We start from the raw sequence: 17,006 nt of genomic DNA, 5'->3' as shown, positions 1-17,006 counted from the left end.
GGGTCTGCTATAGATGTACCGGCATGGCTGGGAAGGGTTTTCATGAGAGCGATGCATAGGGTTCGTGTTGGCGTCAGCTTGGCGGCACTCGTGGTTGGCTGCGGTCTGATGTCCGGCTGCTTGAGCAGCCCGCGTTACGGCACGGACAAGACCGCCGGCGTTCAGCTTCTCGACGACCTCGGCGACATCGCCTCCATTTCGGCCGCCACGCCGAAGGACAAGGGTGTGACGTATCCGAATCGCCCTGGCTTGGTTCTGCCGGCTGAAAACCAGAGGGAAGCCCTGACGGCGCCGCAACAGACGCTGGCAAGCAAGGATAACCCGGCCTGGCTGGAATCGCCGGAAGACGCGCGCAAGCGTCTGGCTGAAGAGGCCGACCAGAACAAGAACGACGTCAATTATCGCTCGCCGCTCGCTCAGGCAGACAGCGGCCGCAACCGCAAGACGGAAGTGGAGCAGACGGCAGCCTATCGCGCCGCGCGCCAGGATCAGGCCGGGACCTATGAGCAGCGCCGTTATCTGATCGATCCGCCGCAGCAATATCGTCAGGTTTCCGACCCGACGGCGTTGAGCGATGTCGGCACGCCGGAGAGCAAGAAGGAAAAGCAGCGCAAGAAGGATGCCGAGGCAGCGCAGCAGTCCAACAGCAGCAGTTGGTGGAAGCCGTTCCAGTAAGCTTTCCCGAGCATGAAGCGGCGGCCAAAACCGTCGCTTTTTAGTCTTCCTGCCGTTTCAGCTGGAAGAATTCCCTGAGAATGTCAGCCGCATCCCGTTCGGCGATGCCCGAATAGACTTCCGGCGCGTGATGGCAGGTCGGTTGGCGATAGAAACGCACGCCATTGTCCACCCCGCCCCCCTTCGGATCTTCCGCGCCGTAGTAGAGGCGGCGGATACGGGCAAATGAAATGGCCGCCGCGCACATGGTGCAGGGCTCCAGCGTCACATAGAGATCGGCGCCCGTCAGGCGCTCCTGGCCGAGCGCTTCGCAGGCAATACGGATCGCGGCGATTTCGGCATGGGCGGTGACGTCGTTGAGCTCGCGGGTGCGGTTGCCGGCCTTGGCGATGACGGTGTTGTCGAGCACGAGAACGGCTCCGATCGGCACTTCACCACGCGCTCCGGCGCTTCGTGCTTCGGCGAGCGCCAGCTTCATGAAGTGATTTGTATTCGCCATTTAAGATTTTCCACTTAACCGCAGGGGCGTGACCTGATAGGAACACGCCTTAAAAATTCAGGCAAACAACAAATGACAATGAATGACAAGCCCAAGCGGCCTGGGTCCAAGCCCTTTACCCGCGACGTCAAGACGAAGGCGCCGACGAAGCGCGACGACACCAAGCCGGTGAAGGCAGCGCCTGCCAAGGCGGCAGCTGAAACCGACGGCGGTGATGGAAAGGCCGAGCGCATTTCCAAGGTGATGGCGCGCGCCGGCGTGGCGTCTCGCCGCGATATCGAGCGCATGGTCATGGACGGCCGCGTGCGGCTGAATGGCGTGCTGCTGGATAGCCCGGTCGTCAACGTGACGCTCGCCGACAAGATCGAGGTGGACGGCGTGCCGATCCGCGGCATCGAGCGCACGCGCATGTGGCTCTATCACAAGCCGGCCGGCCTGGTGACCACCAATGCCGATCCGGAAGGACGTCCGACCGTTTTCGACAATCTGCCGGAAGAATTGCCGCGCGTCATGTCGATCGGCCGTCTCGATATCAACACCGAAGGCCTGCTGCTGCTCACCAATGACGGTGGCCTCGCCCGCGTGCTGGAACTGCCGACCACTGGCTGGCTGCGCCGCTACCGCGTCCGCGCCCATGGCGAGATCGATCAGGATGCGCTCGACAAGCTGAAGGACGGCATTGCCGTTGATGGCGTGCTCTACGGCTCAATCGAAGCCACGCTCGACCGCACGCAAGGGTCCAACGTCTGGATCACCATGGGTCTGCGCGAAGGCAAGAACCGCGAAATCAAGAACGTGATGGGCGCGCTCGGTCTCGAGGTCAATCGCCTGATCCGCATTTCCTACGGTCCGTTCCAGCTCGGTGACCTGCCGGAAGGCCGTGTGGTGGAAGTGCGCGGCCGCACGCTGCGCGATCAGCTTGGCCCCCGTCTGGTCGAAGACGCCAAGGCGAATTTCGACGCGCCGCTCTACAACACCACGGCAGTTGCCGGTGACGATGAAGCTGAAGCCAAGCCGGAGCGCGCCGCGAAAGAGGAGCGCCCGAGGCGCGACCGCGAGCGTCCCGAGGACAAGCGCGAACGTGCCTTGAGCCGTCTCGACACCAAGCGCGACGATCGTCGTGACGAGGGGCGTCGTGAAGGCGGCCACAAGGAAGACGACCGTCCGAAGCGTCCGCCGCTCGGCGCGCGCCGCAACGCCAATGTCTGGATGGCTCCCGGCGCCCGTCCGCTCGGCGAGAAGGCTGCCGCGAAAGCCGCCAAGAATATCAGGACTGCCGCCAAGCGCGGTGAGCCCGAGCGCCCGCAGCGCAGCGGTTTCGACCGTCCGGACGAAGGCCCGCGCGTTCGCGTCAATCGGGTTGCCGAGGCGGATGGAGAATGGATCCGCGCGAGCGAGGAAGCACCGCGTACGGGGCGTGGCGATGACGACGGTTTCGACCGCAAGCGCTCCGACCGTCTCCGTGGCGATCGCCCCCAAGGCGACCGTCCGCCGCGCGGTGACCGTCCTTTCGGCGACAAGCCCCGTGGTGATCGTCCGTATGGTGACAAGCCCCGCGGCGATAAGGCATTTGGCGATCGCCCCCGTGCGAAATCATTCCAGGGCGAAGCACGCTCGGAACGTCCTCGTGGCGACCGGCCATTCGGTGACAAGCCGCGCGGTGACCGCCCTTACGGTGACAAGCCCCGTGGCGATCGTGCGTTCAGTGATCGCCCACGTGGCGATCGTCCCACTGGTGACCGTCGGCCGCGCGCCGAGGGTGACGAGCGTCCGCGCGCCCGGTCTTTCGATGGCGAGCAGCGCTCCGAGCGTCCTCGCGGCGATCGCCCATTCGGTGATCGTCCTCCCCGTAGCGACCGCCCGCAAGGTGAGCGTCCTACAGGTGACCGGCCGGCTGGCAAGTCTTTCGGCAAGAAGCCGGGCGGCGGCAAGTCCTTTGGCGGCAAGCCGTCTGGAAAGCCCGGCGGTGCACGCAGCTTCTCGGGCAAGCCCGGTGGCGCTGGACGTCCGTCCGGTGGTCCTAGCCGCAGCGGTCCGAGCCGTGGTGGCCCCGGCAAGGGCGGCCCGAAGGGCGGAAGGGGTTAAGGCGCGGTGCGGATCGTCGGCGGTGAGTTTCGCGGTCGGTCGCTTGCGGTGCCGAAGTCGAACGATATTCGTCCGACGGCGGACCGCACGCGCGAGAGCCTGTTCAATATTCTGAGCCATGCCTATCCCGAGGCGCTCGACGGCACGCGAATGATGGATGTCTTCGCGGGCACCGGCGCTGTTGGCCTGGAAGCCGCCTCGCGCGGCTGCCGTCACGTCCTCTTCGTTGAAAGCAGCGTCGAGGGCCGTGGCCTGCTCTGGGAAAACATCGATGCGCTCGGCCTGCATGGCCGCACGCGTATGATGCGGCGTGACGCGACCGATCTCGGCAGCGTCGGCAATCTCGAGCCTTTCGATTTCCTCTTCGCCGATCCGCCCTATGGCAAGGGTCTGGGCGAGAAGACGTTCGCCGCCGCCGCTGCGGGCCGCTGGCTGGTGCCGGGGGCGCTCGCGATCCTTGAGGAGCGTGCCGACGTCGCGGTGACCGTCGTCCCCGATTTCCTCTTCCTCGAAGAGCGGACCTTCGGCGACAGCAAGATGCATTTCTTCCGTTATCAGCCCCGGCAGGCCTAGCGGCGGTGGGAGACGACCATGGGCGATTATGCTGATTTTGTCGGGAGCGACTATACGCTCGCGACATCAAGCACGCCGAGCGTCGCGGTCGCCTTCGGCTGCGGCGGCGCGCGTGGTCTTGCCCATATTCACATCATCGAGGCGCTGGACGAGCTCGGCATCCGCCCGGTGGCGATCGCCGGCTCCTCCATCGGCGCGATCATGGGCGCGGCGATGGCGGCAGGCTTGAGCGGCGCGGAAATCCGCGACTATACGCTTGCCACCGTCGGCAATCGCCCGGCCGTGCTCAACAAGCTCTGGGGTCTCAGGCCGGCGAGCGTTCGTAAATTCCGGTTCGGCCAGTTCAATCTCGAGCGCATTCTGCGCGCCTTCATGCCGCCGGCCTTTCCCGAGGATTTCTCCGAGCTGCACATCCCGCTGAAGGTGGTGACGACGGATTACTACAGCCAGGCTGAAGTGCTGACCGAAAAGGGCGAGCTCTTTCCGGTGCTGGCCGCCTCCGCCGCCATTCCCGCCGTCTTCATGCCGGTCAAGGTCGGCGAGCGGGTGATGATCGACGGCGGCATCATGAACCCGGTTCCCTACGAGCATCTGGCTGGCCTTGCCGATATCATCATCGGCATCGACGTTGTCGGCGGCCCGGAAGGCGACGGCACCCAGTTTCCGAACCGCATTGAGAGCCTGTTCGGCGCAGGCCAGCTGACCATGCAGTCCAACATTGCACTCAAGCTGCGGCTGCTCGCCCCGCAAATCTTCCTGCGGCCGTCCGTCGGCCGCACCGGCGTGCTCGATTTCCTGAAGGCCCGCGAAATCCTGGCCATGTCCGCAGGCGTCAAGGACGAACTGAAGTTCGCTCTTGACCGGGTGATTACGGCGAAGAATTAGAGTAATTCCAGGAATGTTTCTGCGCTTCCGTGAAGCGTTGAAACGTCCTAGACCCGTTCCGGCTCTTCCGCCGGCAATGCCGAGAGATCGTCGTCATCGCTGAAGACGTCGGCGGCGCGCTTGGGTTTGACCAGCGGTTCCGGCTTGACCGGCCGTGAATAGAGCATGTCGCGCCCGGCCTGTAGCCCTTCGCTTGCCTGAAGCACCAGCCGCTGTTCGTCGCGCTTGCGGATATCCTCGCCAATCTCGTAGGCATCGGCTTCGCTGACGCCGAGGGCTTCCAGCGTGCGGCGGCCGAAGAGCAGGCCGGATTCCAGCGTCTCGCGCAGCTCGTAGTCGACGCCCTTGTTGCGCAACTCGATCGAGTGGATGCGGTCGTAGGAGCGGACGAAGATGCTGGCGTGCGGATATTCCGTCTGCACCAGCTCGACGATCTTGTCGGTGACCTCGCGCTGATGCGTGCTGATGACGACGACCTTGGCGTGGTCGATGCCGGCCGAGCGCAGCACATCCTTGCGGGTGCCGTCGCCGAAATAGATGCGAAAGCCGAAGTTGGATGCCTGGCGGATGCGGTCGGCCGAAAAATCGATGACGGTTACGTCGCGGCCGCCGGCAAGCAGGATCTGCGCGGCGATCTGGCCGAAACGCGAGAAGCCGATCATCAGCACGTCGGAGCCCGCGCCCTCGAAATCCTCGTCCAGTTCCTCATGCGTGTCGCCGCTGAGCAGGCGCTTCGAAAGCGCCGAACCCAGCGGTGTCAGCGCCATGGAGAGCGTCACGATCGCGATCAGCATCGAGGCCGTACTGGCGGAGAAGAGCCCGCCGCTGGCGCTGGCCGTGCTGAACAGCACGAAACCGAATTCGCCGCCTTGCGGCAGCAGGCAGGCGATACGGATGGCATCATTGTGCGAGGAGCCGGTCATGCGGCAGAGCGCATAGATGACCACGCCCTTGATGACCATCAGCACCGGCACGGCAAGCACGATCAGCACCCAGTTGTCGGCAATGACGTCCAGCTTCAGCGACAGGCCGACGGCGATGAAGAAGATGGCGAGCAGGATACCGCGGAAGGGCTCGATATCCGCCTCCAGCTCGTGGCGATAGGAGGATTCGGCCAGCATCACGCCGGAGAGGAAGGCGCCCATTGCCATGGAGAGGCCGGCAAGCTGCATCAAGGTGGCCGACCCCATGACGACCAGAAGAGCGGCCGCGATCATCGCCTCCCGCGCGCCGGTGCGAGCGATAACCTGGAACAGCGGCGTCAGCAGGTAGCGCCCGGCAATGATCATCGCCGCGACGGCGCCGACGGCAATGGCAAGGTCCGGTATCGGATTGGAAGCCTCCTTCGGCCCGTCGAGTACGGTGACGAGGGCAAGCAGCGGCACGATCGCCAGATCCTGCAGCAAGAGCATGGAGAAGGAGCGCTGGCCGTATTTCGTGTTGACGTCGCCCTCCTGTTCGAGGATCTGCATGGCGAATGCCGTGGACGACAGCGCCAGGCCGAAGCCGACGATGATGCTGCCGCGCCAGCCGGTGATATTGGCGAGATAGGCGGCAAGCGTCAGCGCCAGTCCGCTGAGGACAACCTGCGCCGTGCCGAGGCCGAAAATGTCGCGGCGCATCTGCCAAAGGCGCGACGGCTTCAATTCCAGGCCGATAATGAACAGCAGGAAGACGACGCCGAGCTCCGCCACCGCAAGCACGGCTTCGCTGTCGCCGATGCCATGCAGCACCGGGCCGATGACGACGCCGGCGGCGAGATAGCCGAGCACGGTGCCAAGCCCCAATTTCTTGAAGATCGGCGCGGTGACGACGGCGCCTCCGAGCAGCATCAGGGTTTCGGTAAAGAGGGCATTGGGCGCGGACATCGTCTGTTTCTTTCTGTAGGGCAGGCGGTGTTGCAGCGCATGATCGTCGGAAACAACCATGCGTGACGACATTAAGACAAGAATCGGCTTGGCCGCCCTTGTAGCTTTATGTAGTGCACAATAAATGGAACGCGAAGGAAAGGCCAAATCATGTCCTCAGAAATCGATTCCGCCACTCTGCTCTCCCGCGCCAGCCAGTTGATCGACCTCGCCCGGAAAGCCGGGGCGGATGCGGCCGATGCCGTCGTCGTGCGCTCGCGTTCACAATCCGTCAGCGTTCGTCTCGGCAAGGTCGAAGGCACCGAATCCTCCGAAAGCGATGATTTTTCGCTGCGGGTCTTCGTCGGCAACCGTGTCGCCAGCGTCTCGGCCAATCCCGGCTTCAACCTGCAGGCACTTGCCGAACGCGCCGTCACCATGGCCAAGGTCTCGCCGGAAGATCCCTTCGCCTGCCTCGCCGACGAAGCCGATCTCGCCAAAAGCTACCCAGACCTCGACCTCTTCGATCCGACCGAGGTTTCGTCGGCTGAGCTGCGCGAGGCGGCGCTTGCGATGGAAGAAGCGGCGCTTGCCGTTCCCGGCGTCAGCAATTCGTCGGGTTCGGGCGCGTCGGCCGGCATGGGTGGCATGGTGCTTGTCACGTCGCATGGTTTTGCCGGTCACTATATGGGCTCGCGCTTTAGCCGCTCCGTCAGCGTCATTGCCGGTGAAGGCACCGGTATGGAACGCGACTATGATTTCGACAGCCGTCTCTATTTTTCCGATCTGGATGCGTCCGAGGATATCGGCCGCCGCGCCGGCGAACGGGTGATCAAGCGCGTCAATCCGCGCCAGGTTCCGACCGGCAAGGACGTGACCGTCGTTTTCGATCCGCGCGTCGCGCGCGGTTTCGTCGGCCATATCGCCGGCGCGATCAATGGTGCATCCGTTGCCCGCAAGAGCAGTTTCCTGCGCGACAAGATGGGCCAGCAGGTGCTGAAAGCCGGCCTGTCGATCACCGATGATCCGCTGATCGTGCGCGGCTCCGCCTCGCGTCCCTTCGATGGCGAGGGTGTTACCGGCAAGCGGCTGGTGATGATCGAGGACGGCGTGCTGAAGCAATGGTTCCTGTCGACCTCGACGGCACGCGAGATCGGTGGTCTCAAGACCAACGGCCGCGGCGCGCGCGGTGGTACCTCGGTTTCTCCGACCTCCACCAATCTGGCGCTGGAGCCCGGCGATATCTCGCCGGAAGAGCTGATCCGCAATGTCGGCAACGGTTTCTACGTCACAGAGCTGATCGGGCAGGGCGTCAACATGCTCACCGGCGAATACAGCCGAGGCGCCACCGGCTTCTGGATCGAGAACGGTGAATTGACTTTCGCGGTTTCGGAGGTGACGATTGCTTCCAACCTCAAGGATATGTTCATGCGCGTGACGCCGGCCAACGATATCGACCGCGATTTCAGCGTTGCCGCGCCGACGCTCGCCATTGAGGGCATGACGCTGGCCGGGCGTTGACTATGATCCCGAAAAGTGCGCAGCGGTTTTCGGACAAGATCATAGCCAGCACATAGCCACCCAGAGATTGGACTTTGTGAATGGATGATAGCCAGAAGGGCGCTGCATCGAGCGACCTGGACCTGATCGTCGAGGCGGCGCGTCAGGCCGGCGAAGTCGCCCTTGGCTTCTTTCGGCAGTCGCCCGAGGTTTGGTGGAAGAACGAGGGGCGTTCGCCCGTCAGCGCCGCCGATTTTGCCGCCAACGAGACACTTGCCTCCATTCTGCGTCCGGCGCGCCCCGCCTATGGCTGGCTTTCGGAAGAGACGGATGACGATGCCGAGCGGCTGTCGCATAAGACCGTTTTCGTCGTCGATCCGATCGACGGCACGCGCGGCTTCCTGTCGGGACTTGAACTGTGGTGCGTCAGCGTCGCCGTCGTCACCAATGGGCGCCCGACGGCAGGCGTGCTCTACGCGCCGGCGCTGAGCGAATTGTTCGTCGCAACCGTTGACGGCCCGGCATTGAAGAATGGCGAGCCGATCGCTGTTTCCGACAGGATGGGGCATGACGTCCACAGGCTGGCCACCGCCGAAGACGCTCTCAACGGACTAAGCCCAGACTTCCGCAAGACCATTGAGCGGGTGAAGCATGTGCCTTCGCTCGCCTATCGCCTTGCCATGGTCGCCGACGGCCGGCTCGAGGGGACGATCGTCAAGCGCAATTCCCACGATTGGGATCTTGCTGCCGCCGATCTCATACTGGAACGGGCGGGCGGCGCTCTGGTCGATCTCTCGGGTCAGCCCCTCAACTACAATCGTGCCGATGTCTCCCACGGCGAACTCTGCGGCGCACCGGCCGTCCACTTGCCGGAGCTCTTGCGCCAGCTTGCCCACAGACGAGACGGTTGACGTTTGGGTCAAAATCCCGCAGAGGAAGTGCGGAGGGGGACGATAGCAGAAAGAGACGAAAATGACTGTTACCAGCGATAAAAAACAGCTCCTGCACCTCGTATTCGGCGGGGAATTGGAAAATCTCGAGGAAGTGCAATTCCGCAACCTGAACGCACTCGACATAGTCGGCATGTATCCTGACTACGCGACCGCGCTGACGGCCTGGAAGTCGAAGGCGCAGCAGACCGTCGACAACGCTCACATGCGTTATTTCATCGTCCATCTGCATCGCTTGCTTGATCCGGACAAGGCATCCTGAAGCGGCGCTTCGCTCCATTTTACATTTGATATTTCCGTCCGGAGGGGCATTGTCGCTTTCAATCCGGTTATCACGCGGTATTTTTGACGCAATCAGAATGAAGAATCGGCCGATCTTTCGGCCGTTGAACAGTTGGGATTTGGCATTGATGACGATCAGCTTGGATCGGAGGCAGTCAAGATGAGCAGCCTCAGGGCGCGCCTCGCTTTGGGTGCCTATCGCTTCGGCGGCATTGTGATCTACCCCCTGATTGGACCCTATCTTGCGTTCCGTGCCGCCAAGGGCAAGGAAGACAGCTCCCGTCGGCTGGAGCGTTCCGGCTATGCCAGCGCCAACCGTCCGCAGGGACCGCTGGTCTGGTTCCATGCCGCGAGTGTCGGGGAAACCTCGGCGGTCGTTCCGTTGATCCGCGAAATCCGCCGCCGCGATATTCACGTCATTTTGACCACGGGAACGATGACGTCGGCCAAGGTGACGAAGGAACGTCTTGGCGACGAGGTCATCCACCAATATGTGCCGCTGGATCTGAAACCGGCCGTCAGCCGCTTCCTCGAATATTGGCAGCCCGATTGCGCCATCTTCGCCGAATCCGAAATCTGGCCGGCAACCGTGCTGGAACTCGAGCGGCGGCGCATTCCACAGATTCTCGTCAACGCCCGCATGTCGGATCGCTCCTTTGGCCGTTGGAGCAAACATCCTTCGCTCTCCGAGGCGCTGTTCGAAAAGCTCGCGCTGGTCGTTGCCCAATCCGATCTCGATGCCGAGCGTTTCCGCGATCTTGGCGCGCTGCAGGTGATCAAATCCGGCAATCTCAAGGTGGATACCGATGCGCCGCCCCATGATGCGCCGACGCTCGCCCGCTACATGAAGCAGATCGGCACTCGCAAGACCTGGGCTGCCGTCTCGACCTTCGAGGGCGAGGAGAATGCCGCCGCCGTCGTCCACAAGACACTGACGGAACATGACGGCCAGCTCACCATCATCGTGCCGCGCCATCCCGAGCGCTGCGACGCGATAGAGGCGATGCTCGTCGAACAGGGGCTGAAGGTCGCCCGCCGCACTCGCAACGACGTCCTCTCGCCGGATGTCGACGTTTTTCTTGGCGACACGATCGGCGAAATGGGTCTTTATCTGCGCATGACCGACGTCGCTTTCATGGGCAAGTCGCTGCTGAACGAAGGCGGACAGAACCCGCTGGAGCCGGCCATGCTCGGCTGTGCCATCCTGACGGGCGGCCATGTCCAGAATTTTCGCGACGCCTATCAATTGCTCGCTCGTCGCGGCAGTGCCCGCATGGTGCGCGATACCGAGATGCTGGCGCGCGGCGTGCACTATCTTTTGACCAACGACGCGGCGCGGCGCACCATGATTGATGCCGGCTTCATTGCGGTGCATGAGATGCGCGGCGCACTGGCCGCCACCATCAAGGGACTGGAGCCCTACATCAACCCGCTGACTGTAAAAGCGCGGCTGATGCCGAAGACAATGGCACAGGGCTAAGGGCAGGGGAGCACTACATGGCAGCGGTAAAGCTGGAGACGATCGCGGGCATTCTGTTCGACAAGGACGGCACGTTGCTCGATTATGACGCGAGCTGGCTGCCGGTCAACCGCGAGCTTGCCAGCATTGCCGCACAGGGTGACGCAACGCTTGCCGATCATCTGCTTTCGGCCTGCGGCATGGATCCGGTCACCGGCCATATCGTGCCTGACAGCCTGCTTGCCGCCGGCAATACCCGCCAGATTTCCGAGGGTCTTGTCGCCGCCGGCTCCAAGGTGGATGTGGCGGAGCTGACGGAAAAGCTCGATGCGCTCTTTTCCCATGCCGCCGATTTCTCCTCGCCGGTCACGGATCTCGCCGCGTTCTTCCGCCGCCTGCATGAGCGGGGCTACAGGCTCGGCGTCGCCTCCAGCGATAATGAGCGTTCGATCCGCCAGACGGCGCATCGCTTCGGCTTCCTGGATTATGTCGATTATATCGCCGGCTACGACAGCGGTTTCGGCACCAAGCCGGAGCCGGGCATGGTGCTCGGCTTCGCGAAAGCGACCGGCCTCTCTCCCGCGCAGATCGCTGTCGTCGGCGACAACAATCATGATCTGCACATGGGGCACAATGCCGGGGTGGGTTTGAAGGTCGGCGTGTTGACGGGCACTGGTTCGCGTGAATCGCTGGCCGCCGCATCCGATTATTGCCTGACCGACATCACCGAGTTGGAAAGCCTGTTGCCGGCCGCCCAGCCGGCGTAAGTTCGGCACAGGCTTGCTTTTTCATCTGATCTGCCCTTTCTTGCCGCCTTGCCGGGATCGTATGGGCAATAGTCGGCGCGAGACGGGATTAGAGCATGGTATCGGAAGCACCGCCGTTCTGGTGGCGGAAGCCGGATTGGCGGGCCTGGGGGCTTTCGCCCTTTTCCTTCCTGTACGGCCGCGTGGCCGGCCATCGCATGGTGCATGGCCGCCGCGCCTCCGTTCCGGTGCCAGTCATCTGCGTCGGCAATTTCACGGTCGGCGGCGCCGGCAAGACGCCGACGGCGCTGGCGCTTGCGCGCGCCGCCAAGGCCAAGGGTTTGAAACCCGGCTTCCTCAGTCGTGGCTATGGCGGTTCGCTCGACGTGACGACGGTGGTCGATCCCGATGATCATCACGCGACCGCGGTTGGCGACGAACCGCTGCTGCTCGCCCGCGAGGCGCTGACGGTGATCGCGCGCCGCCGCGCCGAGGGCGCGGAGCGACTGGTGCGCGAAGGCGCGGATCTGATCATCATGGATGACGGTTTCCAGAGCGCGCAGCTCGCCATCGACTACGCCTTGGTCGTCATCGACGCCACGCGAGGCATCGGTAACGGGCATCTCGTTCCCGGCGGTCCGGTGCGCGCGCCGCTGCGGACGCAGTTGGGTTACACCTCGGCGCTGCTGAAAGTCGGCGATGGCAACGCCGCCGACCGGATCGTGCGGCTGGCGGCAAGAGCCGGGAAACCATTCTTCTCCGCCTCGATCAAGGTGCTGGGGCAGGAGGATCTGCGCGGGCGCAAGGTGCTCGCCTTTGCCGGCATCGCCGATCCCGCCAAGTTCTTTCGCACGGTCGAGTCACTGGGCGCCAACATCGCCGTGCGCCGTACCTTCGGCGATCACGAACATCCCGGCGACGACGATATTGCTGATATTCTCGACATCGCCGCGCATGACGGTCTCGAGATCGTCACCACCTCGAAGGATTATGTCCGCCTGATCGGTCACCACGGTCGGGCCGACGAACTCTTGGCACGCTGCCGCGTCATCGAAATCGCGATGGTCTTCGATGACCCTCACGCGCCGGAGCTGATCATCGACCGGGCGATTGCAGCGGCACGGGAGCGCCGCCTGCGGGAAGGTTGGGCCGGAAAACCCCTTCTCCCCAGCGGGGAGCCTGACAGGGCGGATGAGGGGCGCGAGGCGCTATAGCGCCGCGCGGCCGGGGAAGGTGAGACTACCGCTTCTGGTTCGGAAGCACGCCGGCGCGTTTGTCGGCTTCGAGCGACGACATCACGTCGGCATAGGGCTCCTGCCGGGCGACGCTCCAATAGCGCAGCTCATCAAGCGCGATATGCCGGCCGGTCATGGCGCAAACGACATAGGAGCCCGGCATGAGGATTTGGAAATCGCCGTCGAGATAGCGAACCTTCGCCTCGCGGTTTCCGTGTCCCTCAAAAAGATTCATCTGCTGTCGTCCTCAATCTTTATCACTTGTTTGCCATAACGCGCCCGACCGGATTTTTCCAGCTCTTTTGGCGATACCGGCGCTCAGCTTCGTCCGAACAGCCGTTCGATGTCTGAGAGCTTCAGCTCAATATAGGTGGGTCGGCCGTGATTGCACTGGCCCGAGCCCGGCGTTGCCTCCATCTGGCGTAGGAGCGCATTCATCTCTTCCGGCCTCAGCCGCCGCCCGGAGCGTACCGAGCCATGGCAGGCCATGGTGGCGGCGACATATTCGAGCTTTGCGGCAAGACCGGAGGCCGTATCCCACTCGGCGATTTCGTCGGCCAACTGCCGGACCAGCCCTTGCGCATCCACTTCGCCGAGCATGGCCGGCGTCTCGCGCACGGCGATCGCGCCGGGGCCGAAGCGTTCGATGGCAAGGCCGAGCTCGCCCAGCTCGTCGGCAAATACCATCAGCCGGTCGCAATCCTCTTCCGGCAGGTCGATGATCTCGGGAATGAGAAGGACCTGCGAGGACAGGCGCTTGGAATGCAGCGCCTTGCGCATCTCCTCGAACACCAGCCGCTCATGCGCCGCATGCTGATCGACGATGACGAGACCGTCATCGGTCTGCGCGACGATGTAATTCTCATGCAGTTGCGCGCGGGCCGCCCCAAGAGGGAACCGGGCTGGTTCTTCCATGCGGACAGGTTCGATCGGCGAGGCGCTCTCGGCCCGGGCGGTCGGCATGGTCAGGCCGTCAAAGGCGGCTTGCGGCCGTTCCCTGAAGCCATAACCGTTGGCCGTGGGCTGATAGGGCCGCGATGGCGAAGCCTCGGGCGTCCAGGGCGTGCTCGGAGCGGAGGGCCGCCACCCCGGCTGGAAGCCGGGGCTGAAGGCGCGCAGCATGCCGTCGGCGCCTGTTGTGGCGGCGCGATCGCCCTCGCGCGCCAAAGCCTCGCGAATGGCGCCGACGATCAGACCGCGCACCAGGCCTGGATCGCGGAAGCGGACATCGGATTTCGCCGGATGCACGTTGACGTCGAGAAGGGCTGGATCGAGCGTGATGGACAGGACGGCGATGGGATAGCGCCCAGACGGGATGGTCTCGGCATAGGCACCACGGATCGCCGACAGGATCAGCTTGTCCTGCACCGGCCGGCCGTTGACGAAGGCGTATTGATGCGCCGAGTTGCCGCGATTGAAGGTCGGCACGCCGGCAAAGCCGGTAAGACCCACATCCTCACGGGCAGCATCAAGCTCGATCGCATTGTCCTTAAAGTCCTTGCCAAGTACCTGCGCCATGCGGGCGAGACGGTCGTCGCCGGTCGCCGGAAATTCCAGCGTCGAGCGGTCGCTGCCGGAGAGCACGAAGCGCACCTGCGGAAAGGCAATCGCCATGCGTTTGACGACTTCGGTGATCGCCGCTGCCTCGGCCTTCTCGGTCTTCAGGAATTTCAGCCGCGCCGGGGTCGCAAAAAACAGGTCGCGCACCTCGACGATCGTGCCCGGATTGGCCGCTGCCGGGCGCAGATGCAGCACCTTGCCGCCCGCCACCGCGATCTCGGCGCCGCCGGCGCTGCCGATCCTGCGGCTGGCGATCGACAGCCGCGCCACCGAGCCGATGGAGGGCAGGGCCTCGCCGCGAAAACCGAGCGTGCGAATATCGTCCAGCGTATCGGAAATCTTCGAGGTGCAGTGCCGCTTGATGGCAAGCTCAAGATCCGCCTGCTCCATGCCGGAGCCGTTGTCGCTGACCCTCAGCAGCGCCTTGCCGCCACCGGCCGTCGCGATTTCGATGCGGGTTGCGCCGGCATCCAACGCATTCTCGATCAGTTCCTTGGCAGCGCTCGCCGGTCGCTCGATGACTTCGCCGGCGGCGATCTGGTTGATCAGGGTTTCCGAGAGTTGTTTGATGGTCATCTTTGCATTTTCGTGGATTCGGGGCGAACTGGAAAGAGAAATCGCTGTTCGCCTTTGGTCATCCACCCGATTCAGGTTGGGGGGACTTTGTTCATAAATTTAATCAATGATTAAGGGAAAGATGACACGTTGCCCTTGGAAAACTTGAAATGATTGCAGGCGGCGCGCTTTTTGCGCGCATACGGCTCTTGGCGGCAGGTTGGTGGCCGTCATTTCTTCATGAGCCGGCTTCCGCCTGTTTCAAGTACCCATGCCAGCATGATGTCTCCACAAATTGATCTTGAGAGCTGTCGCGGCTCTTAAGCTTTGGCGTGCCGTAATCGGATAGATGTAGGAAGCGGACGAATGACTGCCGAGATTGGCAAGGCAGCCTTTGCAGTGATGACTGAAGATGTGCCGTCGGACGGCAATCTGCAGGCGGCGCTGTTCGATGCCGTCTGCGATGGACTTTCCAGCGCCGTCCTCGTCTATGACAAGAACGACCTGTTGCTGTTCGCCAGCCGCCAGGTCCTGAATTTCTTCCCGATCCCGCCGCAATTCCTGCAACCGTCGACCCGACTGCGGGATTATCTCGGCGCGGTCTTCGATACCGGCATGCGGCATCCGAACGGCCAGGCGAAATCGACGATGACGCGCGACGATTGGATCTCGCAGTGCATTGCCTCTCATTGGCGCGAGCGGTTCGAGACGACGGAGCGCCTCGGCGCGGATCGCTGGGTCCGCTTCGTCAAGCGCCGGCTGCCATCGGGGTTCGGCGTCTGCATCCTTTCGGATATTTCCGAGGTGAAAAAACGTGAGGAGCAGTGGCGCATCGATATGGAGCGCGTGCAGCTCACCGAGGATATTCTCGACAACCTGCCGTTTCCGCTCTTCGTCAAGGACTGCAACATGGTCTATGTCGCGGTCAACAGGGCGTTCAGCGACAAATACCAGACCACGCCGGAGGAGGTGCTGGGCCGCAAGGGCGCCGATCTCTTCTCCACCGACCTTGCCAACCGCTTCGAGGAAAGCGACCGGCATGTCATCGAGACCGGCGAAATGTCAATCACGCACCAGCGGCAGATCTCACGCGACGGCATCGAGCGCGACGTTGTCACCAGAAAGCAGCGCATCGGCAAGCCCGGCCGCTATTTCCTCATTGCCACCATGCAGGACCTGCCGAAGGACGGAGCCGATTTCGACGAATTCGCGCTCGCCTCGGAGATCAAGGAGAATGGCGATCGCTCCTACCGGCGCGCCTATGTGCCGATGGCGGCGCTTCAGACCATATCGCGCCGCCCTCCGGCCATGGAGACCTTCGTTCCCGAGAATTTTTCCGGCCGCAAGATCCTGGTGGTGACCAGCGATCTCGCAGCTGAAACGGCCGCGCTGAAGATGCTCGCCAAATACGGCTTCGACACCTGCTCGGTCCACAATGAAAACGAGGAGGCGGCGTTCCTGGATGTTGCGAGTTCCCTCGGGGTCAAGATCGATCTGGTGATCGTCGACAACCAGCTCGGCAATCGCGGCGTCGAACTGGCGGAGCGTCAGAGTATCCCGGCGCTGTCGCTGGATGGCTCACAGCTTGCCTCTGAACTCACCTTCCTGATTGCGCGGCACTTCAACCGCAATATCCGCCGCAAGCCGGGCGAGAGTGCCGAAGGCGGGGTGGAGGACTGGCAGATCACGGCTGGCGGCGAAGAGCACGGCTTGCAGATCCTGGTCGCAGAGGACAACGACATCAATCAGATCGTCTTCTCGCAGATTTTAGAGGGGCTCGGTTACCGCTACATGATCGCCCCGAGCGGCGACGAGGCCGTGCGGCTCTGGAGCGAGCATCGTCCGGAGCTGGTCCTGATGGATATTTCCCTGCCGGGCCTCAATGGTTTCGAGGCAGCGCGGCTGATCCGCAATGCCGAAAAAGACAGCGGATCGCACACGCCGATCATCGGCGTGCTGACCCAGGCTTTCGAGCGTGACCGCAACGAATGCGCCGATGCCGGCATGGACGATGTCATCCTGAAGCCCGTCAGCCCGGATATTCTCGAGACCGTGTTCCAGAAGCACATGCGTGGTGGCCGTAACGCTCTAGCCAGGCAGGTCTCGTAGTTGCTGCCTCGATGAAGAGATATTGTCCGTTTGGAATGACCGGAGC

The 17,006-nt window shown here is 63.2% G+C and carries 15 protein-coding genes; 11 read left to right on the top strand and 4 right to left on the bottom strand.

The window, feature by feature from the left end; all coding sequences use genetic code 11:
• The first annotated feature begins 42 nt into the window (after window positions 1–42).
• Window positions 43–675, top strand: coding sequence for a hypothetical protein (locus EX00_RS23865; protein WP_047463658.1), 633 nt, complete (start codon window positions 43–45; stop codon window positions 673–675).
• A 40-nt stretch (window positions 676–715) separates the two neighbouring features.
• On the opposite strand, the gene EX00_RS23860 is transcribed toward EX00_RS23865, so the two are convergent.
• Window positions 716–1,174: a nucleoside deaminase gene (locus EX00_RS23860; protein ID WP_047463655.1), complete on the bottom strand. Its 459-nt coding sequence runs from the start codon at window positions 1,172–1,174 to the stop codon at window positions 716–718.
• Between the two features lie 72 nt (window positions 1,175–1,246).
• Here EX00_RS23860 and EX00_RS23855 point away from each other — a divergent pair, with 72 nt between their 5' ends.
• Genes EX00_RS23855 through EX00_RS23845 form a run of 3 tightly spaced genes read left to right on the top strand, consistent with a single transcriptional unit; the run spans window position 1,247 to window position 4,717 of the window.
• The gene (locus EX00_RS23855; RefSeq protein WP_155294128.1) at window positions 1,247–3,259 is read left to right on the top strand and encodes a pseudouridine synthase; all 2,013 of its coding nucleotides are present in this window, start codon (window positions 1,247–1,249) and stop codon (window positions 3,257–3,259) included.
• 6 nt (window positions 3,260–3,265) lie between these two features.
• On the top strand, window positions 3,266–3,832 hold the full coding sequence (gene rsmD, locus EX00_RS23850; protein ID WP_047463653.1) for a 16S rRNA (guanine(966)-N(2))-methyltransferase RsmD: 567 nt from the start codon (window positions 3,266–3,268) through the stop codon (window positions 3,830–3,832).
• An 18-nt stretch (window positions 3,833–3,850) separates the two neighbouring features.
• Window positions 3,851–4,717 carry a patatin-like phospholipase family protein gene (locus EX00_RS23845; RefSeq protein ID WP_047463651.1) on the top strand — a complete coding sequence of 289 codons (867 nt, stop codon included), beginning with the start codon at window positions 3,851–3,853 and terminating at the stop codon, window positions 4,715–4,717.
• Window positions 4,718–4,764: 47 nt separating this feature from the next.
• Here the strand turns inward: EX00_RS23845 and EX00_RS23840 are convergent, their stop codons facing one another.
• Window positions 4,765–6,585: a monovalent cation:proton antiporter-2 (CPA2) family protein gene (locus tag EX00_RS23840; RefSeq protein WP_047463874.1), complete on the bottom strand. Its 1,821-nt coding sequence runs from the start codon at window positions 6,583–6,585 to the stop codon at window positions 4,765–4,767.
• A 150-nt stretch (window positions 6,586–6,735) separates the two neighbouring features.
• Here EX00_RS23840 and EX00_RS23835 point away from each other — a divergent pair, with 150 nt between their 5' ends.
• The 6 genes from EX00_RS23835 to lpxK all read left to right on the top strand — a co-directional run bounded on the left by EX00_RS23835 (window position 6,736) and on the right by lpxK (window position 12,715).
• On the top strand, window positions 6,736–8,085 hold the full coding sequence (locus EX00_RS23835) for a TldD/PmbA family protein (RefSeq protein WP_047463648.1): 1,350 nt from the start codon (window positions 6,736–6,738) through the stop codon (window positions 8,083–8,085).
• A gap of 80 nt (window positions 8,086–8,165) precedes the next feature.
• The gene (locus EX00_RS23830) at window positions 8,166–8,975 is read left to right on the top strand and encodes a 3'(2'),5'-bisphosphate nucleotidase CysQ (RefSeq protein ID WP_047463647.1); all 810 of its coding nucleotides are present in this window, start codon (window positions 8,166–8,168) and stop codon (window positions 8,973–8,975) included.
• Between the two features lie 61 nt (window positions 8,976–9,036).
• Complete coding sequence (locus EX00_RS23825) at window positions 9,037–9,276, top strand: DUF4170 domain-containing protein (RefSeq protein ID WP_047463645.1); 240 nt, start codon at window positions 9,037–9,039, stop codon at window positions 9,274–9,276.
• 180 nt (window positions 9,277–9,456) lie between these two features.
• A complete protein-coding gene (waaA, locus tag EX00_RS23820; protein WP_047463873.1) occupies window positions 9,457–10,776 on the top strand; it encodes a lipid IV(A) 3-deoxy-D-manno-octulosonic acid transferase in 1,320 nt (439 codons plus the stop codon).
• Between the two features lie 17 nt (window positions 10,777–10,793).
• Window positions 10,794–11,522 carry an HAD family hydrolase gene (locus tag EX00_RS23815; RefSeq protein ID WP_047463643.1) on the top strand — a complete coding sequence of 243 codons (729 nt, stop codon included), beginning with the start codon at window positions 10,794–10,796 and terminating at the stop codon, window positions 11,520–11,522.
• Between the two features lie 95 nt (window positions 11,523–11,617).
• On the top strand, window positions 11,618–12,715 hold the full coding sequence (gene lpxK / locus EX00_RS23810) for a tetraacyldisaccharide 4'-kinase (RefSeq protein ID WP_047463641.1): 1,098 nt from the start codon (window positions 11,618–11,620) through the stop codon (window positions 12,713–12,715).
• Between the two features lie 25 nt (window positions 12,716–12,740).
• On the opposite strand, the gene EX00_RS23805 is transcribed toward lpxK, so the two are convergent.
• Window positions 12,741–12,971, bottom strand: coding sequence for a DUF2093 domain-containing protein (locus EX00_RS23805; RefSeq protein WP_047463639.1), 231 nt, complete (start codon window positions 12,969–12,971; stop codon window positions 12,741–12,743).
• Between the two features lie 83 nt (window positions 12,972–13,054).
• On the bottom strand, window positions 13,055–14,872 hold the full coding sequence (gene mutL, locus EX00_RS23800; protein ID WP_047463636.1) for a DNA mismatch repair endonuclease MutL: 1,818 nt from the start codon (window positions 14,870–14,872) through the stop codon (window positions 13,055–13,057).
• A 345-nt stretch (window positions 14,873–15,217) separates the two neighbouring features.
• Here mutL and EX00_RS23795 point away from each other — a divergent pair, with 345 nt between their 5' ends.
• On the top strand, window positions 15,218–16,960 hold the full coding sequence (locus EX00_RS23795; protein ID WP_047463634.1) for a response regulator: 1,743 nt from the start codon (window positions 15,218–15,220) through the stop codon (window positions 16,958–16,960).
• Window positions 16,961–17,006 lie beyond the last annotated feature (46 nt).

It is taken from the genome of Martinezella rhizogenes, assembly GCF_000799715.1.
GTDB classification, from domain to species: Bacteria; Pseudomonadota; Alphaproteobacteria; order Rhizobiales; family Rhizobiaceae; genus Rhizobium; species Rhizobium rhizogenes_C.
Note: the sequence above shows the minus strand (reverse complement) of the source record. Positions and strands in the feature narration are given on the sequence as shown.

What these genes read in the sequence shown, in the direction of transcription:
- EX00_RS23865 (WP_047463658.1), top strand. Translation starts at nt 43, where the DNA reads ATGAGAGCGATGCATAGGGTTCGTGTTGGCGTCAGCTTGGCGGCACTC.
- EX00_RS23860 (WP_047463655.1), bottom strand. Translation starts at nt 1,174, where the DNA reads ATGGCGAATACAAATCACTTCATGAAGCTGGCGCTCGCCGAAGCACGA.
- EX00_RS23855 (WP_155294128.1), top strand. Translation starts at nt 1,247, where the DNA reads ATGACAATGAATGACAAGCCCAAGCGGCCTGGGTCCAAGCCCTTTACC.
- EX00_RS23845 (WP_047463651.1), top strand. Translation starts at nt 3,851, where the DNA reads ATGGGCGATTATGCTGATTTTGTCGGGAGCGACTATACGCTCGCGACA.
- EX00_RS23840 (WP_047463874.1), bottom strand. Translation starts at nt 6,585, where the DNA reads ATGTCCGCGCCCAATGCCCTCTTTACCGAAACCCTGATGCTGCTCGGA.
- EX00_RS23835 (WP_047463648.1), top strand. Translation starts at nt 6,736, where the DNA reads ATGTCCTCAGAAATCGATTCCGCCACTCTGCTCTCCCGCGCCAGCCAG.
- EX00_RS23830 (WP_047463647.1), top strand. Translation starts at nt 8,166, where the DNA reads ATGGATGATAGCCAGAAGGGCGCTGCATCGAGCGACCTGGACCTGATC.
- EX00_RS23825 (WP_047463645.1), top strand. Translation starts at nt 9,037, where the DNA reads ATGACTGTTACCAGCGATAAAAAACAGCTCCTGCACCTCGTATTCGGC.
- waaA (WP_047463873.1), top strand. Translation starts at nt 9,457, where the DNA reads ATGAGCAGCCTCAGGGCGCGCCTCGCTTTGGGTGCCTATCGCTTCGGC.
- EX00_RS23815 (WP_047463643.1), top strand. Translation starts at nt 10,794, where the DNA reads ATGGCAGCGGTAAAGCTGGAGACGATCGCGGGCATTCTGTTCGACAAG.
- lpxK (WP_047463641.1), top strand. Translation starts at nt 11,618, where the DNA reads ATGGTATCGGAAGCACCGCCGTTCTGGTGGCGGAAGCCGGATTGGCGG.
- EX00_RS23805 (WP_047463639.1), bottom strand. Translation starts at nt 12,971, where the DNA reads ATGAATCTTTTTGAGGGACACGGAAACCGCGAGGCGAAGGTTCGCTAT.
- mutL (WP_047463636.1), bottom strand. Translation starts at nt 14,872, where the DNA reads ATGACCATCAAACAACTCTCGGAAACCCTGATCAACCAGATCGCCGCC.
- EX00_RS23795 (WP_047463634.1), top strand. Translation starts at nt 15,218, where the DNA reads ATGACTGCCGAGATTGGCAAGGCAGCCTTTGCAGTGATGACTGAAGAT.